We start from the raw sequence: 23,157 nt of genomic DNA, 5'->3' as shown, positions 1-23,157 counted from the left end.
CTTCCAGAATTCGAGGCGAGATGACCATCTCCGACCCGCCCGGTGCAGCCACAGCGACTCCCGAGGTCGCTGTCGTCAATGTCGACGACCAGACACTGCTCAAGTCGATGCGATGGTACGACGGCTTCTTCATGGCGCTGTCGAATCCCGGCTTCTTGATCGCCAATCTGGGCTACACCACGGGGCAGGTCGGCGCGCTGGGTGCGTTTGCGCTGTGGCTGGCCATGATGGTCATCGCCGTACTGCAGAACAAGATCTACACCGAACCCGCCACCATGTTCCCCGAACATTCCGGCGGCATCGCGATGTACGCCTTCGAAGGCTGGCGCTCGCGGTTCAGCTTGGCGGGCCCGATATCCGCGATTGGCTATTGGGCTGGATGGTCATCGGCGTTGACCATCTTCGGTCTGACGACCGGGGGCCTGGTCCAAGCCGAGTGGTTTCCCGATCAGACCTGGCACTTCTCACACATCGTGCAACTGGACCTGCCGCGGGTGATCGCGGTCGGACTGGTCGTGGCGCTGTGGATCGTCAACTCGATGGGTGCCGAGCCCATGAAGCTGATGGGTTATCTGACCGGCACACTGCTGTTCGTTCCGCTCGTCCTGTTCATGGTCGTTCCGTTCTTCTTGACCGACTTCTCCTCGGCCAATCTGTCCTGGGGGCTCGTCGGTGCCGCTGGAAGCACCTGGGGTGCAGTTCAACTCGCGTTGGTGTGGCTCTACCTCATTGGCTGGTCCGCTTATGGCATCGAGGTGTGCGCCGTCTTCGCGCCCGAATATCGCGACACCAAGGAGGATACTCGCAAGGCCTTGGGCCGATCGGCGATGTTCTGCCTGGGCGTCTACGCCATCATGCCCGTCGCGCTGGGTGGTGCCGTCAGCCAGCAGTCGATTGCCAAGGCCCCGTTGGGTTTCTATACCGACCTGTTGCACCGCGAGCTGGGCAACACCCTGTCCGATGTGGTGGTGATTTTCATGGTCGGCAGCTTTCTGCTCGGTATGAACGCAGCGAGTGCGGGCGGCAGCCGCACCCTCTACGGAATGGCGCGCCGCGGCATGACCATCAAGTGGCTCGACCACATCAACAAACGCAACGTGCCCAACCGCGGGATGTACGTCAATGTCGCGATCAACATCGCGGCGATCCTGCTGCTGCCGAGCATTGTGGCGGTGCTTGCCGTCAGCAATATGGGTTACCTCGTCTGCCATGTGTTCGCGCTGTCGGCGGTGGTACTGCTGCGAAAAGACCAGCCGGACATGGACCGTCCGGTCAGGCTGTCGAACCCGTGGCTGTGGACGGCCGGCCTGCTCGCCGCGTTCAACCTTCTCATCGTGATCGTCGGGTCGACGTCGTTTTCGAAGACCGGTTACGGCGGACCCGGAGAGTTCGTCGCGGGGTTGGCTTTGCTGCTGACCGGGTGTGCGTTCTACCTCTATCGGCGAGTCGTTCAGGACAAGCGGCGGTTTACTTGGCGTGATCATAATGCACCAGCGCTATTCCCTTGAGGGACGGTGCGGCGGAGGCCGCGGCGTGAGTCGCGGGATTGCCGCGACCTTACGCTGCGTCTGCGGGACTGCTGTCGCCGCATCGTTGGCGGCCGAGGTCGCGTCGTGCTGGCACTGCCCAGCCTGCGCGCGGCTGTGGCGGGTCGACCTTGACGCGGTCCGGGTCGTTCGGGCTGGATTGCAGGAATTACTTTGCCTGCAAGGACATATTCTCGTCGTCGTCGGGTTGACCACGATAGTTCTGGTACTGCTTGCCGTTGTTCACCCCGTCTGGCTACTTGGAGCGCCGATGGTCATCGGTGGGGTGGCGCTGATTGCCGGCCCGTCGTATCGCAGGCGCGCCGATCGCGCCAAGGCCGCAGTCCGAACGCCGATCAGTCTCACCCGGGCAGCAGAATCCTCCGATTAGCGAGTTTAGTGAAAAGAAACTATGATCATTGCAAAGAAACCTAGAGTTACGAGGGATGTTATGACCACGTCGGCTGATCTGCGGACCTATGTCGAGAGTCGGGCACGTCGTTCATCTTGACGATGTTTGTCGACCTCAACGGCAAGCCCTGCGCAAAGTTGGTTCCGGTTTCTGCCGTCGACGAATTAGCCAGTAATGGAGTCGGTTTCGCGGGATACGCCGTCGGGGCCATGGGGCAGGAGCCCAAGGATCCCGACCTGGTTGCCATCCCTGACCCGGCATCTTTCGCTCCGATCCCGTTCGTCAAACCCGGGTTAGCGATCGTGCACTGCGACCCCCACGTCGAGGGCCGGCCGTGGCCGTTCGCGCCGCGTAACATCCTCAAAGCTGTCGTGCAGCAAGCCTCCGATGCCGGCTTTGAGGCGTGGGTCGGCGCAGAGGTTGAGTACTTTCTGCTCCGCCGCGACGCCGCGGGCTCGTTGTACCCGGCAGACGCGGGCGACACCGCGAAGCGGCCCTGTTACGACGCTCGCGGTGTGACGCGCATGTACGACCACCTGGCGTCAATCAGCAACGCAATGAACGCCCTGGGCTGGGGCAACTACGCCAACGACCACGAAGACGCCAACGGTCAGTTCGAACAGAACTTCGCCTACGCCGAAGCGTTGACCACGGCGGACCGTGTGACCACGTTGCGGTACCTGCTGTCGGTGCTCGCCGCCGACAACGGGATGATCGCGACCTTCATGCCCAAACCGTTCGCCGACCGTACCGGCAGCGGCCTGCATCTGCATCTGTCGCTGACCAGTGGCGGTTCCCCGATATTTCCCGGCGCCGAAGACCAACGCGGGCTGGATCTTTCGGAGACGGCATACAGCTTCATCGGCGGTATCCTCGACCATGCGGCGGCGCTCCAGGCGCTGATCGCTCCCACGGTCAACTCCTACAAGCGCACCGGGGCGGTGTCGACCGTGTCCGGGGCTTCGTGGGCGCCGCGCACTCCGACCTACGGCGGCAACGACCGCACTCAGCACCTCCGCGTTCCCGACAACCAGCGCGTCGAACTACGCGGCGGCGACAGTTCGGCCAATCCCTATCTGGCGATTGCGGCCGCACTGGGTGCCGGCTTGGACGGGATCAAACGCAGCGTGAGTCCCGGCGACGTCGCGGTGACGAATCCCGGGCGACCGCCAATCCCGCTCACCCTCCTGCACGCGGTCGAACAACTCGAATCCGACGTCGTCATCAAGGCAGTTCTCGACTCGGCCGACAGCGAGGCACTCGCGCCCCGCGTTTCGGATTATTACGCCCATCTCAAGAGGCAAGAGTTCTTCGCATGGCACTCATCGGTGACCCCATGGGAAATCGACACCTATCTGACCGCGTTCTAGACCCCCCACCTCATCACCGAAAGGATCATCCGTGTGCGGAATCGTAGGGCTGCACCTCAGAAATCCTGAGCTGTACCCGCAACTTGGTTCGTTGCTGACGGCGATGCTGTGCGAGATGCAAGATCGCGGCGCAGACTCCGCCGGAGTAGCCATCTATGGGCATTCCGACTGGTCCCCACCGGGATATGGCTGCGTGAGCCTCCTCGATGTCAGTGTCGAGTCCGACGTCATCGGCGCCGCGTTGACCGAACGGCTCGGTGTCCACGTCAACGCTGGCTACCTCGATGACATTCTGTTGCTGAGCGCGCCACTGGATGCGACGCCGCTCCTCGAAGCGGCGCGGGCCGTGTTGCCGGACCCGCTGATTGCGGGATTCGGCAAGGACCTCACGGTGCTCAAGGGCGTGGGTACGCCACGGGAACTGTCTGTGCACTGGGGATTACCGGACGCGCATGGATGGCAGGGCGTGGGGCACACCCGGATGGCGACCGAATCGGCGGTCACTCCCGGCGGGGCGCACCCCTACGCGGTCGGGCCCGAGCAGTGTTTGGTGCACAACGGGTCGTTTTCCAACCACGCCACCATCCGCCGTGAACTGTCCAGGGCCGGTGTGCGATTCGACAGTGAGAACGACACCGAGGTCGGTGCCCGTTTTGTCGCCAAGCAACTGGCCGAGGGCCGCGGCATCGAAGCCGCGTTGAAGGAACTCTGCGCGACGTTCGACGGCTTCTACACGTTGCTGGTCTCCAACCACGACTCGTTCGCGGTGGTGCGCGACGCGATCGCCTGCAAACCGGCGATCATCGCCGAGACCGACGACTGGGTGGCGATGGCATCGGAATACCGAGCTTTGTCCGGGTTGCCGGGCGTCGGCAGCGCACGAGTGTGGGAACCCGAGCCGGAGGTGGTTTACGTATGGACGCGATGAGCTTCGATCTAGCGGCCGTGTCGCTGCGCGACGTCAATCAGGCGTTGCACGCCAACGACCTCACCGGCGAGGTCGTCATCGACAACCCGAAGGGTGCGCACAGTGTGGCCGTCGGTCTTGACGCGCCGGTGAAGGTCACCGTTAACGGTCACGTCGGCTACTACGCGGCGGGGATGAATCAGCAAGCGGAAGTGACGATCAACGGCAATGCCGGCATTGGAGTTGCCGAAAACATGATGAGCGGCACGGTGGTCGTGAAGGGCGACGCGTCGCAGTCAGCGGGTGCCACCGCGCGCGGCGGTCTGCTCGTCATCGAGGGCACCGCCGGCGCGCGCTGCGGCATCTCGATGAAGGGCGTCGACATCGTCGTCGGCGGAAACGTCGGGCACAACAGTGCGTTCATGGCCCAGGACGGGCGGCTCGTGATACGCGGCAAGGCCGGTCACGGCCTCGGCGATTCGATCTACGAGACCCGCATCTACGTGCGGGGCACAGTGGAGTCCCTGGGCGCGGATTGCGTGCGCAAAGAAATGCGTGCCGAGCACCTCGAGGAACTTGCCGGGCTGCTCAAAGCTGCTGGGTTCGATGACGATCCCGCCACCTACACGCGGTACGGGTCGGGGCGTCAGCTCTACCACTTCGATGTCGACAACACAGCGGCGTACTGAAAGGACTTGTGATGACTGGCAGTAACGCTGCACACAGTGCATCCGGCTTGCGCGAATCGGCTACCTTCGACCGTGGTGTCATCGCCGACATCCAGCGGGCCGCCGAGACCGGAATCTACGACATCCGTGGCTGGGGCGCCAAACGTCCGCTTCCGCACTTCGATGACTTGTTGTTCCTGGGTGCATCGATGTCGCGGTATCCGTTAGAGGGTTATCGCGAGCGATGCGACACCGATGTCGTGCTGGGCGACTTGCATGCGAAAAATCCTCTGCACCTGTTGATCCCGGTCACGATCGCCGGCATGAGTTTCGGCGCCTTGTCCGGCCCCGCGAAGGAGGCGCTGGGCCGCGGTGCCAGCGCGGTGGGTACGTCGACGACGACCGGTGACGGGGGAATGACACCGGAGGAGCGCGGCCAATCTAAATACCTCGTCTACCAATACCTGCCGTCACGCTACGGGATGAATCCCGACGATCTGCGTAAGGCGGATGCCATCGAGGTAGTCCTTGGTCAGGGCGCCAAACCCGGCGGCGGGGGAATGCTGTTGGGGCAGAAGATCTCTGAGCGAGTCGCTCGGATGCGCACGTTGCCTGAAGGCATTGACCAACGCAGTGCCTGCCGTCATCCGGACTGGACAGGGCCTGACGACCTCGCGATCAAGATCAATGAGTTGCGCGAACTCACGGACCGGGAAAAGCCCATCTACGTCAAGGTTGGCGCCACCCGCACCTACTACGACGTCAGCCTGGCCGTGCGGTCCGGCGCCGACGTCGTCGTCGTGGACGGGATGCAGGGGGGAACAGCGGCTACCCAGAGCGTGTTCATCGAACACGTCGGTATCCCGACGTTGGCTGCTCTTCCCCAAGCGGTGCAGGCGTTGCAGGAGGCGGGGATGCACCGCAAGGTGCAGCTTGTCGTCTCGGGTGGCATTCGCACCGGCGCGGACGTGGCCAAGGCGATGGCCCTGGGGGCTGACGCCGTCGCCATCGGGACCGCAGCCTTGATCGCGCTGGGTGATAACCATCCCCGCTATGCCGACGAGTACGAGAAGCTTGGCAGCGCAGCCGGTTTCTACGACGACTTCCAAGTTGGCCGGGACCCGGCCGGCATTACCACGCAGGATCCGACGTTGGCGGCTCGCTTCGACCCGGTGGCGGGCGGGCGCCGGCTGGCTAATTATTTGCGGGTGCTGACCATGGAGGCGCAGACCATTGCCCGCGCGTGCGGGAAGGCTCACCTCCAGCACCTCGAACCCGAGGACTTGGTTGCGATCACGATCGAGGCCGCGGCGATGGCGCGGGTGCCGCTGGCGGGGACCTCCTGGATCCCAGGTGCGGGTTTGTAATGGCAGATACCGCAGACGTCATCATCCTCGGCGGCGGCCTCGAAGGCGCGGCTGCCGCCTGGGCACTCAGCCAGCGCGGGATCACCAACGTCGTTGTCGTCGAACGCAACACCGTGGGCAGCGGAATGACCGGGAAGTCCTCCGGCATCATCCGCTGTCACTACGGCGTCAGCTCGCTGGCGGCGATGGCGACGGTCGGGCTGGAGACGTTCGAGAATGCCGGAGAGATCTTTGGCGGCGACATCGGCTTCCGCCAAACCGGCTACGTTGTCGGCGTCAGCGACGCGAACGTCGACAACATGCGTAAAAGCCTGGCCGCTCAACGAGAAGTCGGGGTAGAGACCGAAGAGATCGCCGCGGCCGAGGTCGCGAAGATGTGGCCATGGGCCGACCTTCGCCCCTTCGGTGCGTTTGGCTGGGAAGCGCGAGGCGGCTACGGCGACGCTTATCAGACCACACAAGCCTTCATGGTGTCGGCCCGCGCCGCCGGCGTCCGACTCCGACAGATGACCGAAGTCGTCGGGCTCAGCGTCAATGCCGACCGGGTCGGCGGCATCCTGTTGGCCGACGGCGGCGAGATCCACGCCGACACCGTCATCGTCGCCACCGGCGCGTGGACTCGGGCTTTCCTTTTGCCCTACGGCATTGACGTGCCGATCCGGGTGCATCGCGAGCAGATCGTGATGCTGTCTCCCGGAATCGATCTCGGCCCGGTGCCGGTGTTTTCCGACCTGGTGTCACTGCAATACGTGCGGCCCGACGTCAACTCGGAGATCCTGTTCGGCAATTCTGATCTCGCCCAACTCGATATCGTCGATCCCGATCGGTATCTCAACCGGGCAGACGAGGCGTTCGTCGACCTCGCCGTGGAGAAGATCAGTACTCGGTTCCCCGGCCTGGAGAACGCATCGATCGCGAGCAGCTATGCGGGGTGTTACGACGTGACGCCCGACTGGAATCCGGTCATCTCCACAACCGATATCGACGGTCTGTTGGTCGCAGCGGGATTCAGCGGCCACGGATTCAAGATCGCTCCGGCGGTGGGAACGCTGATCGCCGATCTCGTCGTCGAGGGGCGCTCCAAAGATCCGCGCATCCCGGAATCCGACTTCCGGCTATCGCGATTCGCCGAAGGTGACCTCCTGGTCACCCGCTTTCCCTATGTCGGGGCTGGCGAGATGCGCTGAGCACAAACATAACCCGAACTCTCACATCCAACGAATCTCCACGGAAGAAGGAAGAACTCATGCAGCAGGTAGAGGGCGTTGTGGCCCTGACCAAGGGCGCACCGGCCGAGCTGACCACCATCATCCTGCCCGATCCGGGTCCGCACGATGTCGTCGTGAAGATCCAGGCATGCGGGGTCTGCCACACCGATCTGGCGTACCGCGACGGCGGGATCAACGATGAATTCCCATTCTTGCTAGGACATGAGGCTGCCGGTGTCGTCGAAACGGTCGGTTCCGGCGTCACCCATGTCGAGGTCGGCGATTTCGTCGTCCTCAACTGGCGCGCGGTCTGTGGGCACTGCCGGGCATGCAAGCGGGGCCGGCCCTGGTACTGCTTCGATACCCACAACGCGTCGGCACCGATGACCCTGTCGGACGGCACCGAGTTGACGCCCGCACTGGGCATTGGGGCGTTCGCGGAGAAGACGTTGGTCCACAAGGGACAGTGCACCAAGGTCCCCGTCGCCGATCCGGCGGTGGTCGGGTTGCTGGGTTGTGGGGTGATGGCCGGGCTCGGCGCCGCGGTGAACACCGCGGCCGTGGGACGCGGCGACTCCGTGGCAGTGATCGGCTGCGGCGGTGTGGGTGCTGCCGCGATTGCCGGAGCTCGGCTGGCCGGCGCTGCCACCGTCATCGCGATCGACCGCGACGCCCGCAAACTCGAATGGGCGCGTGAGCTAGGGGCGACCCACGTGATCGACGCGACGGCAATCCCCGACGTGATCACCGCCGTCCGGGAGCTGACGGGCGGATTCGGTGCCGATGCCGTGATCGACGCGGTGGGCCGTCCCGAGACGTGGAAGCAAGCGTTCTGCGCGCGCGACCTCGCCGGAACCGTGGTGCTCGTCGGTGTTCCGACCCCGGACATGATGCTCGACATGCCGCTGGTGGATTTCTTCTCCCGCGGTGGCGCGCTCAAGTCCTCTTGGTACGGCGACTGCTTGCCCGAACGCGACTTTCCGGTGCTAGTCGATCTTTATCAACAGGGACGTCTGCCGTTGGACACATTCGTCACCGAACGTATCGATCTCGGCGGCATCGAAACGGCGTTCGCCGAGATGAAGCAGGGCACGGTGCTGCGATCGGTGGTGGTGCTCAAATGACCGCAATCGGTAGCGGTATCCAACGTGTGATCACCCAGGGAATTTTCGAACTTGACGGTGGCAGTTGGGAAGTCGACAACAATGTCTGGGTCGTCGGCGATGACAAAGAGGTCATCGTCGTCGACGCAGCCCACGACGCGAAGGCGATCGAGGCTGCGGTCGGTGGTCGCCACGTCGTCGCCGTGATCTGTACCCATGGCCACAACGACCACATCACCGTTGCCCCAGAGCTTGGCGTTGACCTCGATGCGCCGGTATTGCTCAACCCTGCTGACGGCATGTTGTGTCGAATGACCCATGGCGACAAGGCATTCCTGCCGATTGAAGATGGTCAGATACTCACCGCCGGTGGCATCGATCTGCACGCCATTACGACACCCGGGCATTCCCCGGGCTCGACATGCCTGTATGTCCCTGACCTTGCGGCGGTATTTTCCGGCGACACCCTGTTCCAGGGCGGCCCTGGGGCGACGGGCCGTTCGTTCTCGGATTTCCCCACCATTCTCGGATCGATCAAAGACAAACTGGGTCGGCTCCCCGCCGATACCGTTGTCTACACCGGACATGGTGACACCACCACGATCGGGGGAGAGATCGTGCATTACGACGAGTGGGTGGCGCGGGGTAATTGATGCGCTCGTAAGAGTCTGTCACTAAACCAAATGGGGGCTTGCACGGCGCAAATGCGCGTGCCAGCCCCCATTACTGTGTCAGCACCATCCCGTAGCAGCGGGCCGTATCACGGTTTGTTGCAATATGTTTCGCCTAAATATGCCGTCGCCACTGAACACAGGGGTGTGCTCCGTGGGCACGTGATTTCGTCCGTAGGGCGCAGATCGTTGCGGCCGGTCTGGTGGATGGGTTTTAGCCTGCGGAGGGTGGCCGCGTAATGATCTGGGGGCGAAAGCCGTATTGCGGGGCGTGACGTCCGATGGCTCGGCTACTCATGTTTGCCATCGGCATTCCGGGCATACCGGGTGCGGCTGCTTGCCCTTGCGAAACCATAGGTGTGCCAATCGCCGATGAGACGCGGGTGATTTCTGACGCCGTGGTCCAGCTCTGCGGTACCGCCAACTTGCCGATCAGGGTGGCGTTGCCAGTGCCGGAGGTGACGGCCCCCAAACCGGTCACCCGTGACAGCTCGCCGGCGGTGTCGGCGCCCGCCGCCGCGGCACCGTCGGCGGCCGCCGCGGCACCGTCCCCGGCCGCGGCCGCGGCGTCGCCGCCGGCACTCAAGCCTGAATACGTGGAAGGCAGGGCGAAGCCGGCGGCCATGGTGGCAATGGAGTTCACAAAGTTGGAGTTCGGTCCCCAGTTGTTGATGAAGTCCGTCCACCATTCCGGCGGCTGCCACGCTGGCGTGAGCGGGTCGTCCGTCAAGCCCGGGTTGACGACCTCGGGTGGTGCGGCAGCAGGAGTCAGCCGCGCGGCGGCCATCGACGCGGCCGCGTAGGTGGTCATCGCATCGGCGTCCTGAGCCCACATCTCGATGTACTGCGCCTGGGTGGCCATGATTGCCGGGGTGTTCTGCCCGAGCAAGTTGGTCGCCACCAGGTAAGCCAACTCGCTTCGGTTAGCGGCGACCACTGCCGGTGGGACGGTCGCGGCGAAGGCAGCTTCGTAGGCGGCCGCGGCCGCGTCGGCCCGCATGGCGGTGCGGTCGGCCCAGGCGGCGGTGGTCCGCAGCCACGTCGTATAGCGCCCCGCGGCAGCGGCCGCCGGCGATGCAGACACCGGGCCGTGCCATTGCTCGTCGACCAGCGCGGTCATCGTCGAGTCAAACGCCGCCGCGCAATGATTCAGTTCGGCGGCGAGACTTCGCCATGCCGATGCCGCGGCGAGCATCGAGCCCGAACCGTCTCCGGCATACATCAGTGCGGAGTTGATCTCGGGTGGCCGTAATGCGAAATCTGTTGGGTCTGTCAACGCTCACTCCTCTGGACTGGTTACGAATTCGTCGGCGTCGTTGAGGACCGCATAGGAGAGCTGCTCGAGCAGTAGCGCGGCTTCCTTGGGCGCATCGAAGCTCACGTTCAGCACCCGCTTGGTGATTTGCAGCGCGAGCGGCGAGTGCTCGGTGAGTGTGCGCGCGATGCCGATCGCGCACTGCACATGACAGCCGGGCGGGCTGATCTCGGTGACGATGCCCCACTGCTCCGCCTGCTGGGCGTTGAGCCGTCGCCCACGCAGCACCAGGTCGCTGGCGCGCCCCGCGCCCACAGCCCGAACGATGCGCGTGAGTCCACCCGAGGAGGGCAGGATTCCGATACCGATCTCCGGCAGGCCGAAAACGGCTGCGGCATCGGCGATTCGCAGGTCGGCCGCCAGCGCCAATTCCAGTCCGCCGCCTAGGCAGTAGCCGGTGATCGCGGCCACCGTCGGTTGTGGGAGCATCGGGAATTCTTCGTACACTCGGCCCGAGCCGCGGTAGTACTCGACGATGTCGCGGGTCGTCATCAGCCGCAGTTCGGTGAGGTCCGCACCCGCCGAGAACACGGTGTCGCCGCCGGTGACGACGACGGCTCGGCTGGATTTGACCTCCGGACTGCTCAGTGCGCGCAGCAATTCGGATTCCATGTGCGACGAGAGCGCATTGAGTTTGCGCTCCCGTCGCAGCATGAGCACCGCGACGTCGTCGATGCGCGAAACATCAGCCGTCCCAACGATGTCATCGAACACGTTTTTAACCATAATATACGGTTAGGCTAACCGTATATGAATTGCGACACAAGCTGCAGTGCAGTATCACCGCACATCAGACGGTGTGCGGAAGGACAGCAGCTTTTCCAGCCCGCGCTTGCTGGTCTCGTTCGCGATGACGAGGCGTTGAATCTCCGAGGTGCCTTCCCAGATCCGGTCGACCCGCAGCTCACGCCACAGCCGCTCGACCGGATAGTCGCGGATGTAGCCGCGGCCACCGAAGATCTGCACGGCGCGATCCGCCACCCGGTTCGATGCCTCGGACGCGGCGAGTTTCACTGTCGCGGCCTTGGCGTGCAATGTCTTTCGTTGGTCGGGATCACCAAGATCGGCCTGGTCGAATTCCCAGGCGACCTGGTGGGTTAGCGCCCGGTTGGTGGTGATGTCGACGACCGAGTCGGCGATCATGCTCGCAATGAGCTGTCGGTTGATCAGCGGCTGGCCGCCCTGCACTCGTTCGCGTGCCCAGTCGACGGCATGTGTCAGTGCGCGTTCGGCGGCGCCGATGGTCCGGGCGCCGATCATCAATCGCTCCTCGGTGAACCAGTCCCGGGTCAGTTCCAGTCCGGCTCCGACGCCGCCGAGCACCGCATCCGCCCCGACGCGCACGTCGGTGAAGCTGAATTCGGGGTGCTCGTAGACGAACGTGTGGGTGTAGCGCGGGACGTTGGTGATGGCAACCCCCGGTGTGGCTACGTCCACCAGGAACATGGTCGGCGCGTGTTCCGGCTCGACGTAGGCGAGCACGATCAGATAGTCGGCGACATCTCCGACGGTGACGAACCACTTTTCGCCGTTGATCACGTAGCCGCCGTCGCCGTCCGGCATCGCGGTGGTCTTGGCGGCCGAGAAGTCCGATCCAGCAGCGGCTTCCGAGATGGCAACCGCGTCACGGGGCTCACCGCGCGCGCTCGGGATCAGGTACCGCTCACGTTGCTCCGCGGAGGCGTGCGCCAGCGGGTTGGCCGTCCGCCACACCGTGTCCCACAGTGCGTTCGTCAGCTTGCCGAGTTCGTCTTGCACCACGACCTGTTCCAGCACACTCAGCCCGGCCCCGCCGAATTCGGTTGCCGTGTTGATCGCCTGCAGGCCCGAGTCCAACACGGCGGCCTTGATCGAGGCATGCGACTCGATCGATAGTCCGTTGTTGCGTTCGCACTCGTCCTCGAAGGGCATGATCTTCTCGGTGAGGGCGCGGGCGCGCTCTTTGAGCTCGGCTAACCGTGCGGTATATGCGAATTCCATTTAACAACAGATCCTTTCACTATATTCTTTATCCAGTTCGGGTGCCGGTTGTCCGGCGCCCAGGGCATCGGCACCGCCGTCGATGACGACAGTCGTGCCGGTGACATAGCTCCCCGACGGTGACGCGAGAAATGCGATCACTTCCGAGACTTCTTCCGGCGTGCCGAATCGGCGCAGCGGCACCGCGGCTTCCCAGTTGGCACGGTCACTGGGGGAGTAGTTGCGCCGCATGCCCTCAGTCGCGATCGTGCCCGGCGCTATGCAGATGGTCCGAATCCCGAATCGGCCCCATTCCAAGGAAAGTCCCGCCGCCAGATTCTCCAGCGCGGCGCGGGCGGCACTGGCGTGCACCATCGTCGCGATACCGCGTCGGGGTGAGAACGCCAGGAAGAAGATCGCGCCCGAGCGCTGCGGGATCATCGCGCGCACCGCGACTTCGCGCGTCACCGCCCACGCCGCGTCGACCGTGACTCGGTGCACGGCGCGCCAGCCCTTGACCGTGATCTGTTCGGCGGGGGCGCTGAACTGACCGCCCGCGTTGTTGACCAGGATGTCGATCCGGCCGAACCGTTCGATCGCGCGATCGGTCAACTGCAGGACCTGATCGTCCTCCCGGACGTCGGTGGCTACGGCGATTACCCGCGCGCCAAGGGATTCGATTTCGGCGGCCGTCTTCTGCAGCGGCTCCGGCCGGCGGCCGGCGATCACCACATCGGCGCCGCACCGCGCCAGGTCGAGGGCGACGGCCCGGCCGATTCCGGCGCCGCCGCCGGTGACCAGCGCGACCGCCCCGCGGTGCGCGTCGGATCGCAGCACCCGACTCATCTAGGCGACCGGCAGATCGAGAAACGCGGTGCCGCGCTTGATGAGTTCGTTCGCGATGATCACCCGCTGGATTTCCGAGGTGCCCTCCCAGATCCGGTCGACGCGCACCTCGCGGTACATCCGCTCGATCGGGTAAGCCCGGTCGTAGCCGCGGCCGCCGAAGATCTGAAGGCAGCGGTCGACTACCCGGCCCGCGGCTTCGCTGGCCGAGAGCTTCGCGATGGATGCCTTGGCGTGCAATGTCTTTCGGTCCACCCCGTGGTCGGCCTCCCAGGCGACCTGGTGGGTGTAGGCGCGGTTGACAGCGATGTCGACGGCGCAGTCCGCGAGCATCGACTGGATCATCTGGAAGTCGCTGATCGGTGATCCGAACTGCTTGCGCTGGGTGGCCCAATCGCGGGCGAGTTTCAGTGCGCGCTCGGCCACCCCGACGGTTCGCGCGGCGATCATCAGGCGTTCGTCGGTGAACCAGTCCTTGGTGAGCTCGAAGCCCTGTCCGATCTCGCCGAGGATGGCATCGGCAGGCACGAAGGCGTTCTCGAAGACGAACTCGGGGTGGCCGTTGACGGCGGAGTGCATGAAGTGCGGCACCCGGCTCATGCGGACGCCCTCGGTGTTCTTCTCGACGAAGAATAGGGTGGATTCGTTGTCGGGCAGCACATTTGCCTGCACCAGTAGGAAGTCCGCGATGTCGCCGCAGGTGACGAACCACTTCTCGCCGTTGAGCAGCCAGCCGCCGTCGACCGGAGTTGCCGTGGTCGCGATCGCGCCGGCGTCGGATCCGGCGTCGGGTTCGGTCGTGGCGAAGGCGTCGAAGCGTTCCCCGCGCAGGATGGGCAGCAGGTAGCGCTCCCGCTGCTCGGGCGAGGCCAGCGCCAGCACGTTGGAAGGCCGCCACGGGATGTCCCACAGGCAGTTCGTGACCTTGCCGAATTCCTCCTCGACGATCACCTGTTCGAGCAGCGTGAGCCCCGCTCCGCCCCACTCGACCGGCATGTTGATGCCGTACATCCCGGCGTCCATCGCGGCCTGGGTCAGCTTGTCGACCGTCTCCTGAGGAAGCGGGCCGCCGGCCTGCTCGGCCTCGTTCTCGTAGCCCATCAGCAGTTCGGCGTACGCGGCCGCGCGTGCCTTCAGTTCTTGCTGGGCGGCGGTGTAGGTGAAGTCCATCGCAATCTCCTAGTGGTGTAAGACGATTCGGGCGTCCAGAGCCGTTGCCCCGGACACGGTGACCAACAGCGGGTTGATCTCGAGCTCGGCGATCTCGGGATGGGCCGCGGCATATCGGCTGAAGCGGGCGATGGTCGCGGCGGCGGCGACGTCGACTGCCGGCTTGCCACGGTGTCCGTAGAGCAGCGGTGCGGTGCGTAACCGCTCAATCATGCGCGTCGCCGCGGTCTCGTCGATCGGCGCGAGCGCCACCCGTACATCGCGCAGCACCTCGGTCGCGGTGCCGCCCATTCCGACCAAGACGGTCGGCCCGAAGCGGGAATCCCAACGGGCTCCGACGATCAGCTCGATTCCACTTGCCAGATCCGCCATCTCTTCGACCGAGAACGATGGGGGGCGCAGCTTCGCGCAAAGGCGGGCGTGCGCGTCGAACAGGTCTTCGCGCGACGCCAGGCCTACCAACACACCGCCCGCATCCGACTTGTGCAGCAGTCCCAACGCCTTGAGGACGTAGGGCGGGCGCAGTTCGTCGGCGGCGACACTCAACTCGTCGAAGGTGCGAATTTCGCGGGCCGCGACGAACTCGATTCCGGCGACCACGAAGGCACGCCGCGACGCCATGTAGTCGGTGGCGGCGACGGGCGGCGCCGGTGCCGGCAGGTCGAGCAGGGTGGCTGTCGATGCCTGTCCGGTTACGGCGGCCAGCGCCATGGCGGCATCCGCGATCGCGCCGAAGACGGGCACGCCTCCGTCGCGCAGGATCCGGGTCGCCGGTGCCTCTGGGAAGATCGACTGCACCGCGGCCGGTTTGGCGCCGACCGCATCGGCGGCGATCTGTTTGGCGGCGGCACACTCGGCGGGCCCGAGACCCGTGAGGCCGTCCTCGCCGCTCGAATAGCCGCCGAAGTACCCGGTCATCAGGATCCCGTCGACCTCGTCGCAGGCCTGTAGCACCGCGTACGCCCGCGCATAGCTGTCCGGATCCATCTCGCCGGCGCCGGCCAGGTCGACCGGGTTGCCGACGTGAGACTGCGCCCACAGCGCGTCGCGGAGTCGAGCCTGGGTGTGCTCGCCGAGGGCGGGAACGTCGAGTCCGGCGGCCTCGGCCACGTCACAGGCGATGACGCCGTGCCCGCCGCCATCGGTCAGGATCGCGACCCGGCGCCCCCGCGGGACCGCCCGTTGCCGCAGCGCGCACAGTACATCGGCGAGTTCGCGGGGGGTGCGCACTCCGATGGCTCCCGCCACCTCGCATGCCGCGGCGATCACCGCCGAATCACTGGTGAGAGAACCGGTGTGCGACTGGGCGCCGCGGGCAGCGGCGGTGCTCGCGCCCGCGGCCAGCACCACCACCGGCGTACCCGAGGCGACCGCGGCCGCGGTCGCGTCGACGAACCCTCGACCGTCCCGGAAGTCCTCGATGTACACGGCGATCGCCGCAGTCCGGGGGTGGGCCGCGCACGCGTCGATCAACTCGACGAGGTTGACGTCGGCCTGGTTGCCCAGCGAGACGAACCGCGAGATCCCCAGTCCCCGGGCGGTGAACAGCCGATCGAGTTCGATGGCCAGGTTGCCGCTCTGGCTCAGCAGCGCGATGTTACCCGGTGCGAATTGATTCGACGACAGATATGTCGCGGTCGTGTTGTCCACGAGGCCAAGGCAATTGGGGCCCACCAGCACCGCGCCGGCCGCTCGGACACGCGCAATCAGAGCATCCTCGCGTGCCCGTCCTGTTTCGCCGGCCTCGCCCAGGCCGGCGGTGATCGCGACGATGGCACGCGCGCCCTTGGCCAGTACGCCATCGACGGCTTCCTCGAATCCGGCCGCGGGCACCGCGATGACGGCCAGGTCGATGGGCCCGTCCAGTTCGGCGACCGATGTGACGGTCGGTTGCCCGAGGATTTCTCCGCCACTTCGGTTGACCAGCTGCACTCGGTGTCGATCCGCGCCGCGAAGCGCCTGCAGCGCAACGGCATTGCCCCACTTGGCCGGATCGGTGCTGGCACCGACGACGGCGATCGACGCCGGGTCGAACAGGCTCCGCAGATCCCGGCTCATGCGCGCACCCGCAAGGCCCGCGCCGGGCAAGCGTTGACCGCGTCGTGGGCATGGTTGTGCTCGGATGTGGGCACGCTGTCGCCGATTAGCCGGGCGTAGCCGTCGTCATCCAGATCCAGAAGTGCTGGCGCGGCTGCTTGGCAGAGGCCGTACCCCTGACAGGCGTCCGTATCGACATCAGTTTCATGGCATTTTCCTTCGGTTATCAGCAAGCGTCTCGAGCGCGGGGATGGCAGCGGCGAGGAGCTTTCGACGGTCGCTCGTGCGGCGGTACGCGTCGCCAGGTAACCCGATCAACATCTGGTCGTGATGGAGCACGACTTGAGCGACGGCGAGGGCCGTCGCGGGGTCTCCGGCGCGCCCGTCGACGGCATTGAGAGCAAGCTGAGCGGCGCGGTCGAGGTAGCGCAACCAGCGTCTCCCGGTGCCACGCAGGATCAGCCTGGTGACCCGGTCTTGCTCTTCGGGCAGGGCTGATCCGCCCTCCAGGCGGGCGAGAAGCTCGGGCAGAGACTGTTCCGGATCGGGCGTGAGTCCCAGCCAGGCCGTTGCGCGCCGAAGCTGCCTCTTCACCATGACCTCCTGTGTCGATCGAGTCCTGGCCGCCCCTGCGGAGCACCCATGTTTCGGATACATGTCGGTGTGTTTCAGATCCGTTTCCCCCTTGACATGTGATGTGTAGCACTGGTCAACTTATCAAACTAATTAGTTAGTCAGCTAGTCGAATTTTCACTTGAGGTAGAAAAGTTCTACAAGGAGTAGACAAGTGCCAGGAGGCGCGCAGACATGAACGAGACATCCGTCAAGGTCAGACCGCGCCCGGTGAAAGGCGACGTCAAACCGCTGGAGCCGGGGCTGGATTCGCGCTACTACACCGATCCGCGGATCGCCGATCTCGAACAGACGCGGATCTTCGACCGCACCTGGCAATTGGTGGGACACGTGACGGACCTGCCGAACCCGGGGTCGCGCATCGTCGGCTCGGTGGGCCGCAAAGAGGTGGTGGTCATCCGCACCGAGGACGGCGACATCCGCGCACACCTCAACACCTGCCGGCACCGCGGTACGCGCCTGGTCGCGGAGCCGGGTGAGGGCAAGGCGCTGCGCTGTCCATACCACGGGTGGACGTATCACCTCGACGGCAAGCTCGTCGGGGCGCCGGAGAACCGCACGATCCCGTGTTTGGACAAGTCGAAACTGTCGCTGTTCGGTGCCCGGGCCGAGGTGTTCTGCGGTCTGATCTTCGTCAACCTCGACCTCGCCGCCGAACCACTTGGACCGCAGTTGGCCGGCGTCCGCCCTCTGCTGGAGCGCTACCTGGGCGGCACGATGGAGACGTTCGGCAAGGCGCGCGTCCACGTCAACAAGCCGGAAGAGGCGCAGGAGTCGAACTGGAAGGTGGCCGTCGACAACTACCTGGAGGGCTACCACGTCCCGGTTGCGCACCCGGGCCTGATGCGACTGCTCGATTACAAGCGCTATTCGGTTCAGACCGCCGATCTCTATGCCGTCTACGATGCGCCGTTGCGCGACAAGGCTTCTGACAACTGGGCCGAGCGGCTCTACCAGGGAGTGGTACGCCCGATGCCCGGGCTGCTGGAGGAAGACCGCCGTGTCTTTCGCTATATCGCGATCTACCCGAACACGATGATCGACCTGTATCCCGACCACGTGCTCGTCTGGAAGATGAACCCGCGTGGTGTCGATCGGGTCGACGTTCCCGGCTCCTACCTACGACGGTCGAACTGCGACACGCGCACCCGCGTCGCGCAACAGCTCAACTTTTACATCAGCGCGATCACCACGCGTGAGGACGAAGATCTCGTGCAGCGGATGCAGATCGGTATGGGCAACACCGACTTTCAGCCGGGACCGCTGTCCACGCGTGAGCGGGGCGTCTCCTGGTTCGCGAGTCGCATCCGTGCCGACCTGGGCGACCTGGATGCGGAAGCCGGTCGCAAATGGTGATGGCGTCCGAGGCCAGCAGGCGCAGCAGAGCCGAAATCGCTGCCGAGACCAGGGAAGCGATCCTATCTGCCGCGTGCGCAATCATCAGCGAAGAGGGATTCGAAAGCATTCGGATGCGGATGGTCGCCGAGCGGGCCGGGGTATCCACGGCGGCTCTGCACTACCACTTCGACAACCGGGAGAAGCTCTTCGCCGAAGCGCTACGGTATTCCTTCGAGAATACGGGTCGAGACGTCTACCAGGCGGACGCCGAAAACGACAGCGCGACGGAACGTCTGGCGCGCATCATCTCCGCTTCGCTGCCGAGTACCGAGGCATTGCGCAGAGAGTGGGCCATGTACCAGGAATTGTGGTGTCGAGCGCTTCGCAACCCGGAGTCGCGCGCTCTGGCCATCGAACTGGACCGCGCACAACAAGATTGGATCGCTGAGACCCTCGCCGATGGCGTGGCGTCGGGGGAGTTCAATCTGTGTGACATCGGGGCACACGCCCGGCTGATCAGCGCGTTGTGTGACGGCTACGGCGGGCAGTTGATGCTCGAGAACCCTTCGCTGACGGTCGAGCTCGCTCATGCGGCGGTCTGGGAACAGGCCGGTGGGTTGCTGGGGATCGCCGGCGAATTCCCCAACGACGGTTGGCGATGAGCACCCGTATCGATCGCCGCAGATTCCTCGCCGGCAGTGCCGGCGTCGCGGCCCTTCTTGCTTCGCCCGGTTGCGCCTACCTGACGCCCAAGCTGCAGGCGGTCGCGACCGAGCCCGTCAAGCCGCGGATTGACGGCGATCTTGTGTACTTCAACTGGGCGGACTACGTGCATCCCACTGTGTTCGAGGGGTTTGCGCGAGAGTACGGCGTCAAGGTGATTCAGTCGAATTTCGACTCGATGGAAAGTATGCAGGCCAAGCTCTCCGCGGGAAACTGCTACGACATCATCTTTCCCTCCGCGCAGTGGGTGCAGAAGATGGTCGCTGCCAATCAATTACGCGTTATCGACCCGTCGACGCTGAAGAACGCCTCGCTGATCTTCGACCATTACTCCTACTTCCGGGATCCGTGGTACGACCGGCATTCGGCGCACTCCATTCCGTTCACGATGTACAAGACCGGAATCGCGTGGCGGAAAGACAAACTCGGCGAAACGCTGCCCGGCAGCTGGTCGGACCTGTGGAACGAGGCCTCGAAGGGACACACGTTCGTGCTGGCCGACCGCAACGAAGTGCTCGGCATGCTGGCGCTGTTGCTCGGGTACGACCTCAATACCGCAGAGGACCGTCAACTTGCGGCGATGGTCAGGAAGTTTCGCGGCCTGCGCCCCTACCTGCGCGGCTTCTCCAGCGACGACTACAACAACCTGCTCTCCGGTGACGCCTGGATGCACCAGACCTGGAGTGGAGACATCGCCGCGCTGCTGCGACAGGCGCCGGACCCGTCGATCTATGGATTCGAAGCGCCGAAAGAGGGTGCGCCGATCAACACCGATGCCTACGCCATCCCGGTCAACGCCCGCCACCCGGGCACCGCGTTGCTCTTCATCGACTACATGCTGCGCCCCGAGAACGTCCGGAAGAACATCGATCACATCGGATATCCGATGCCGGTTCACGGGACCGAGGACACCTACGCTCAGATCGTCGCGGCATTCCCGTCGTGTGCCGTCACCGTCGAGGACCTGTCGCGTAATCTCTTCTACGCCAACAATACTGTGGCCAAGACCCAGGCGCGTGACGCCGCCTACACGGAACTGACGGTCGGCGGATGACCACCACAACGGTTCAGGCCGCCGCCCCGGCGCCACGGCGCGCCCGCGCCGAACGCATGTGGACCTGGATGTTGGTGCCCGGCACGCTGTGGATGTCGGCATTCTTCGTCTTCGCGCTCTTTTTGCTCATCGCGCTGAGTTTCGGAACCACCGACGCACTCGGCAACCCACGCTTCGGCACCACACTCGAGAACATCGTGCGCGTCTTCACCCCGACCTATTTTCGGGTGGCCGTGCGCAGTTTGGTGTATGCCGTTGTCGCGGCGGTGATCTGCCTGCTGATCGCCTATCCGGTCGCCTACGCGATCGCGCGGCACGGCGGGCGTTACAAGAACGCTTTGGTAGCACTGCTCGTGGTGCCGTTCTTCGCTAACTACCTGGTGCGCATGTACGGCTGGCAGACGCTGCTGTCCGACGAGGGAATAGTGATGACCTGGCTGCGCACGCTAGGCGTCTCGGCGGACTTCCAGATCCTCAATACCTCCGCGGCGGTGATCGGTGGCCTGGTCTACGGCTATGCCGTCTTCATGATCCTGCCGATCTACGCCTCGCTGGAGCGCATGGACGGCGCACTGATCCAGGCGGGGCGCGACCTCTACGGAACGTCGTTGCGTACCTTCTTGTCCGTGACCGTGCCCATGTCGAGATCGGGCGCGTACGCGGGCCTCGCACTCGTATTCCTGCCCGCGATGGGGGATTTCATCAGCGCGCAGTTGCTGGGTGGGCCCGACAACCTGATGATCGGCAACCTCATCCAGAACCAGTTCTTTGCCGGCCAGAACTGGCCCGGTGGGGCTGCACTGACCATGGCGTTGATGATCCTGTTGCTCGTCTGCATGCTCGGCTACCTGCGCCAGACGGCGCGCGATGCCAAGGCGGCACGCCGATGAGGGGCTCAGGCATCAATCGCAAGCCACGCTTCGCCATTGCGGTCACGGCGCTGTTCTTCGTGTTGCTCTACCTGCCGATCATCGCGGTGGTCCTGTTCTCCTTCAACAACAAGAAGTCGCTCACCGTGTTCGACGGCTGGTCACTTCGTTGGTATGAGGCGTTCTTCCACGACAGCGCGCTGATCCAATCCCTGAATACGAGTGTCGTCGTGGCGGTCGCGGCGATGATCGGTTCGATCGCGATCGGCGTCCCGCTGGCCTTCGGCCTGGTCCGGGCGCGCTCGAAGCTGGGCAGCGCGGCCAACGCGATCATGCTGATCCCACTGATCACCCCGGAGATCGTCACCGGTGTCGCATCGCTGATGCTGTTCAAAGGTGTTGGGTTGCAACCGTCATTGACAACCCTGATCCTCGCCGAGGCGACGTTTTCGATCTCCTATGTGACGGTGATCCTGCGCGCCCGTGTCGCGGAACTGAACCCGGAGGTCGAGGCTGCCGCAATGGACCTTGGTGCCACGCGGCTTCAGTCGCTTCGCTTGGTGACGCTACCGATGATGTTGCCGGCCATCATGTCGGCCCTGATCCTGATTTTCACCCTGGTCTTCGATGACTTCGTGCTGGCATTCTTCACCAGCGGTGTCGACCCTCAACCGCTGTCGGTGCGTATCTATTCCGCGATCCGGTTTGGAATCCAGCCGTCCATCAACGCCGTCGGCACGCTGATGCTGGTCGCCTCGCTGGCTCTGATCGGGATCGCCCTACTCGTCCCGCGATTCTTCGGTAGGCGCGGCAACGGCCTCAACTTGTTAGGAGGATGAGAATTGGCTACAGCCATAGGCGATTTGAGCTCGTGCGTGGTCGGTGAGTCGGAGGCACTGCACCCCGTGCCGACCATCGCCGCGGTCTCGCTGCGAAACATCTCGAAGTCGTACGGTGACAGCACCGTGGTGCGGGACCTGAATCTCGACATCTCGCCGGGTGAATTCTGTTCGCTGCTCGGGCCTTCCGGCTGCGGTAAGACCACCACGCTGTGGATGATCGGCGGCTTTGTCGATCCCACGTCCGGCCAGGTCTTGTTGCGCGGCGAAGTGGTTACCCATCTGCCGCCGAATCGCCGGGACGTCAACACGGTTTTCCAGAGCTACGCACTCTTCGACCACCTCTCCATCTGGGACAACGTCGCATTCGGGTTACGCCGCCGCAAGGTCGCCAAGCCCGAGATAACCCGGCGCGTCGGCGAGATGCTCGAAATGGTGCGGCTTACCGGCCGGGACAAAGACAAACCGAACGCGCTGTCCGGAGGTCAACGCCAGCGTGTCGCGTTGGCCAGGGCACTGGTCAACCGTCCCTCGGTGTTGTTGCTCGACGAGCCGCTTGCCGCGCTGGATCTCAAGCTGCGCAAGACGATGCAGGTGGAACTCAAACGCATCCAGCGTGAGGTCGGCATCACCTTCGTGTTCGTCACGCACGACCAGGAGGAGGCCCTGACGATGTCGGACCGCATTGCGGTGATGAGCGCCGGCGCCATCCAGCAATGTGGCACCCCCGAGGACATCTATGAGCGACCCGCCAACCGTTGTGTCGCGGAGTTCATCGGCACCGCCAACCTGATGACCGGGCGATACGTGGGAACCGGTCTTACGCTTCCCGGCGGAGCATCGCTACGCACCGGTCCACTCGACGGCTGTGTGGTGGGCGACGAGGTGTCGATCGCCGTGCGTCCGGAGAAGATCTGGATGTCCGACCTCACCCCGGACATGGTGCAGACCGACGCCATCCTCAAAGCCACCGTCTACGCGGGAGCCACCACGACCTACCTGTTCGAAGTCGCACCGGGAGTTGAGCTTTCGGTACTGGAACAGAACCTGGACTCGGCGCGCACCGAGGAACGATGGGCCGACGGTGAACGGGTCCGAATCGGTTGGCACCCCGAGCACTGCCTCGCACTATGAGCCGAATC

The 23,157-nt window shown here is 64.5% G+C and carries 22 protein-coding genes and 1 pseudogene; 15 read left to right on the top strand and 8 right to left on the bottom strand.

The features are described 5' to 3' along the window. Nucleotides 1–20 precede the first annotated feature (20 nt). From G6N54_RS06515 to G6N54_RS06475, 9 genes and pseudogenes are all read left to right on the top strand, one after another. On the top strand, nt 21–1,508 hold the full coding sequence (locus tag G6N54_RS06515; protein WP_163789087.1) for an APC family permease: 1,488 nt from the start codon (nt 21–23) through the stop codon (nt 1,506–1,508). A gap of 25 nt (nt 1,509–1,533) precedes the next feature. Beyond that, nucleotides 1,534–1,917 (top strand): hypothetical protein, encoded by a 384-nt coding sequence (locus G6N54_RS06510; RefSeq protein WP_163789085.1) that lies wholly within the window; start codon nt 1,534–1,536, stop codon nt 1,915–1,917. A gap of 80 nt (nt 1,918–1,997) precedes the next feature. Then, a pseudogene (gene glnT, locus G6N54_RS06505) lies at nt 1,998–3,308 on the top strand (type III glutamate--ammonia ligase); the annotation flags it as partial. A 31-nt stretch (nt 3,309–3,339) separates the two neighbouring features. After that, entirely contained in the window at nt 3,340–4,236 is an 897-nt protein-coding gene (locus G6N54_RS06500) for a class II glutamine amidotransferase domain-containing protein (RefSeq protein ID WP_163789083.1), read from the top strand. Beyond that, the gene (locus G6N54_RS06495) at nt 4,224–4,904 is read left to right on the top strand and encodes a GltB/FmdC/FwdC-like GXGXG domain-containing protein (RefSeq protein ID WP_163789081.1); all 681 of its coding nucleotides are present in this window, start codon (nt 4,224–4,226) and stop codon (nt 4,902–4,904) included. Before G6N54_RS06500 ends, G6N54_RS06495 begins: the two co-directional genes overlap by 13 nt. An 11-nt stretch (nt 4,905–4,915) precedes the next feature. Then, nucleotides 4,916–6,250 (top strand): FMN-binding glutamate synthase family protein, encoded by a 1,335-nt coding sequence (locus G6N54_RS06490; protein ID WP_163789079.1) that lies wholly within the window; start codon nt 4,916–4,918, stop codon nt 6,248–6,250. Further along, a complete protein-coding gene (locus G6N54_RS06485; protein WP_163789078.1) occupies nt 6,250–7,437 on the top strand; it encodes an NAD(P)/FAD-dependent oxidoreductase in 1,188 nt (395 codons plus the stop codon). Before G6N54_RS06490 ends, G6N54_RS06485 begins: the two co-directional genes overlap by 1 nt. 59 nt (nt 7,438–7,496) lie before the next feature. Next, nucleotides 7,497–8,582, top strand: a complete 1,086-nt coding sequence (locus tag G6N54_RS06480; RefSeq protein WP_163789076.1) for an S-(hydroxymethyl)mycothiol dehydrogenase — start codon at nt 7,497–7,499, stop codon at nt 8,580–8,582. After that, entirely contained in the window at nt 8,579–9,214 is a 636-nt protein-coding gene (locus tag G6N54_RS06475) for an MBL fold metallo-hydrolase (RefSeq protein ID WP_163789075.1), read from the top strand. The genes G6N54_RS06480 and G6N54_RS06475 overlap by 4 nt, the downstream gene beginning before the upstream one ends. Before the next feature lie 232 nt (nt 9,215–9,446). Here the strand turns inward: G6N54_RS06475 and G6N54_RS06470 are convergent, their stop codons facing one another. The 8 genes from G6N54_RS06470 to G6N54_RS06435 all read right to left on the bottom strand — a co-directional run bounded on the left by G6N54_RS06470 (nt 9,447) and on the right by G6N54_RS06435 (nt 17,156). Further along, nucleotides 9,447–10,508 (bottom strand): PPE family protein, encoded by a 1,062-nt coding sequence (locus G6N54_RS06470; RefSeq protein ID WP_163789073.1) that lies wholly within the window; start codon nt 10,506–10,508, stop codon nt 9,447–9,449. Between the two features lie 3 nt (nt 10,509–10,511). After that, nucleotides 10,512–11,261 (bottom strand): enoyl-CoA hydratase/isomerase family protein, encoded by a 750-nt coding sequence (locus G6N54_RS06465; protein WP_232073436.1) that lies wholly within the window; start codon nt 11,259–11,261, stop codon nt 10,512–10,514. 66 nt (nt 11,262–11,327) lie between these two features. Continuing rightward, complete coding sequence (locus G6N54_RS06460; protein ID WP_163789069.1) at nt 11,328–12,527, bottom strand: acyl-CoA dehydrogenase family protein; 1,200 nt, start codon at nt 12,525–12,527, stop codon at nt 11,328–11,330. Further along, nucleotides 12,528–13,352: an SDR family oxidoreductase gene (locus G6N54_RS06455; RefSeq protein WP_179969177.1), complete on the bottom strand. Its 825-nt coding sequence runs from the start codon at nt 13,350–13,352 to the stop codon at nt 12,528–12,530. Further along, on the bottom strand, nt 13,353–14,522 hold the full coding sequence (locus G6N54_RS06450; RefSeq protein ID WP_163789066.1) for an acyl-CoA dehydrogenase family protein: 1,170 nt from the start codon (nt 14,520–14,522) through the stop codon (nt 13,353–13,355). Nucleotides 14,523–14,531: 9 nt separating this feature from the next. Then, entirely contained in the window at nt 14,532–16,580 is a 2,049-nt protein-coding gene (locus G6N54_RS06445) for an acetate--CoA ligase family protein (RefSeq protein ID WP_163789065.1), read from the bottom strand. Further along, nucleotides 16,577–16,792 (bottom strand): ferredoxin, encoded by a 216-nt coding sequence (locus G6N54_RS06440; RefSeq protein ID WP_232073427.1) that lies wholly within the window; start codon nt 16,790–16,792, stop codon nt 16,577–16,579. The genes G6N54_RS06445 and G6N54_RS06440 overlap by 4 nt, the downstream gene beginning before the upstream one ends. Beyond that, nucleotides 16,764–17,156: a hypothetical protein gene (locus tag G6N54_RS06435; protein WP_163789064.1), complete on the bottom strand. Its 393-nt coding sequence runs from the start codon at nt 17,154–17,156 to the stop codon at nt 16,764–16,766. The genes G6N54_RS06440 and G6N54_RS06435 overlap by 29 nt, the downstream gene beginning before the upstream one ends. Nucleotides 17,157–17,366: 210 nt before the next feature. Here G6N54_RS06435 and G6N54_RS06430 point away from each other — a divergent pair, with 210 nt between their 5' ends. From G6N54_RS06430 to G6N54_RS06405, 6 genes are read left to right on the top strand one after another with little or no spacing between them, the layout of a single operon-like run. After that, the gene (locus tag G6N54_RS06430) at nt 17,367–18,548 is read left to right on the top strand and encodes an aromatic ring-hydroxylating oxygenase subunit alpha (RefSeq protein WP_163789063.1); all 1,182 of its coding nucleotides are present in this window, start codon (nt 17,367–17,369) and stop codon (nt 18,546–18,548) included. Next, nucleotides 18,542–19,192: a TetR/AcrR family transcriptional regulator gene (locus tag G6N54_RS06425; RefSeq protein WP_197939574.1), complete on the top strand. Its 651-nt coding sequence runs from the start codon at nt 18,542–18,544 to the stop codon at nt 19,190–19,192. Before G6N54_RS06430 ends, G6N54_RS06425 begins: the two co-directional genes overlap by 7 nt. Beyond that, nucleotides 19,189–20,307, top strand: coding sequence for an extracellular solute-binding protein (locus tag G6N54_RS06420; RefSeq protein ID WP_163789062.1), 1,119 nt, complete (start codon nt 19,189–19,191; stop codon nt 20,305–20,307). Before G6N54_RS06425 ends, G6N54_RS06420 begins: the two co-directional genes overlap by 4 nt. Then, nucleotides 20,304–21,197, top strand: coding sequence for an ABC transporter permease (locus G6N54_RS06415; RefSeq protein ID WP_163789061.1), 894 nt, complete (start codon nt 20,304–20,306; stop codon nt 21,195–21,197). Before G6N54_RS06420 ends, G6N54_RS06415 begins: the two co-directional genes overlap by 4 nt. Then, complete coding sequence (locus G6N54_RS06410; protein ID WP_163789060.1) at nt 21,194–22,015, top strand: ABC transporter permease; 822 nt, start codon at nt 21,194–21,196, stop codon at nt 22,013–22,015. The genes G6N54_RS06415 and G6N54_RS06410 overlap by 4 nt, the downstream gene beginning before the upstream one ends. Before the next feature lie 3 nt (nt 22,016–22,018). Beyond that, entirely contained in the window at nt 22,019–23,149 is a 1,131-nt protein-coding gene (locus G6N54_RS06405; protein WP_372513169.1) for an ABC transporter ATP-binding protein, read from the top strand. Nucleotides 23,150–23,157 lie beyond the last annotated feature (8 nt).

The sequence above is a fragment of the Mycobacterium stomatepiae genome, from assembly GCF_010731715.1.
Lineage (GTDB): Bacteria > Actinomycetota > Actinomycetes > Mycobacteriales > Mycobacteriaceae > Mycobacterium > Mycobacterium stomatepiae.
The sequence above is the reverse complement of the archived record's forward strand: the minus strand, read 5'-3'. Positions and strand labels throughout refer to the sequence as shown.

Coding starts and splice junctions, on each gene's coding strand:
- G6N54_RS06515 (WP_163789087.1), top strand. CDS start 21: ATGACCATCTCCGACCCGCCCGGTGCAGCCACAGCGACTCCCGAGGTC.
- G6N54_RS06495 (WP_163789081.1), top strand. CDS start 4,224: ATGGACGCGATGAGCTTCGATCTAGCGGCCGTGTCGCTGCGCGACGTC.
- G6N54_RS06490 (WP_163789079.1), top strand. CDS start 4,916: ATGACTGGCAGTAACGCTGCACACAGTGCATCCGGCTTGCGCGAATCG.
- G6N54_RS06485 (WP_163789078.1), top strand. CDS start 6,250: ATGGCAGATACCGCAGACGTCATCATCCTCGGCGGCGGCCTCGAAGGC.
- G6N54_RS06480 (WP_163789076.1), top strand. CDS start 7,497: ATGCAGCAGGTAGAGGGCGTTGTGGCCCTGACCAAGGGCGCACCGGCC.
- G6N54_RS06475 (WP_163789075.1), top strand. CDS start 8,579: ATGACCGCAATCGGTAGCGGTATCCAACGTGTGATCACCCAGGGAATT.
- G6N54_RS06460 (WP_163789069.1), bottom strand. CDS start 12,527: ATGGAATTCGCATATACCGCACGGTTAGCCGAGCTCAAAGAGCGCGCC.
- G6N54_RS06455 (WP_179969177.1), bottom strand. CDS start 13,352: ATGAGTCGGGTGCTGCGATCCGACGCGCACCGCGGGGCGGTCGCGCTG.
- G6N54_RS06450 (WP_163789066.1), bottom strand. CDS start 14,522: ATGGACTTCACCTACACCGCCGCCCAGCAAGAACTGAAGGCACGCGCG.
- G6N54_RS06445 (WP_163789065.1), bottom strand. CDS start 16,580: ATGAGCCGGGATCTGCGGAGCCTGTTCGACCCGGCGTCGATCGCCGTC.
- G6N54_RS06435 (WP_163789064.1), bottom strand. CDS start 17,156: ATGGTGAAGAGGCAGCTTCGGCGCGCAACGGCCTGGCTGGGACTCACG.
- G6N54_RS06430 (WP_163789063.1), top strand. CDS start 17,367: ATGAACGAGACATCCGTCAAGGTCAGACCGCGCCCGGTGAAAGGCGAC.
- G6N54_RS06425 (WP_197939574.1), top strand. CDS start 18,542: ATGGTGATGGCGTCCGAGGCCAGCAGGCGCAGCAGAGCCGAAATCGCT.
- G6N54_RS06420 (WP_163789062.1), top strand. CDS start 19,189: ATGAGCACCCGTATCGATCGCCGCAGATTCCTCGCCGGCAGTGCCGGC.
- G6N54_RS06415 (WP_163789061.1), top strand. CDS start 20,304: ATGACCACCACAACGGTTCAGGCCGCCGCCCCGGCGCCACGGCGCGCC.
- G6N54_RS06410 (WP_163789060.1), top strand. CDS start 21,194: ATGAGGGGCTCAGGCATCAATCGCAAGCCACGCTTCGCCATTGCGGTC.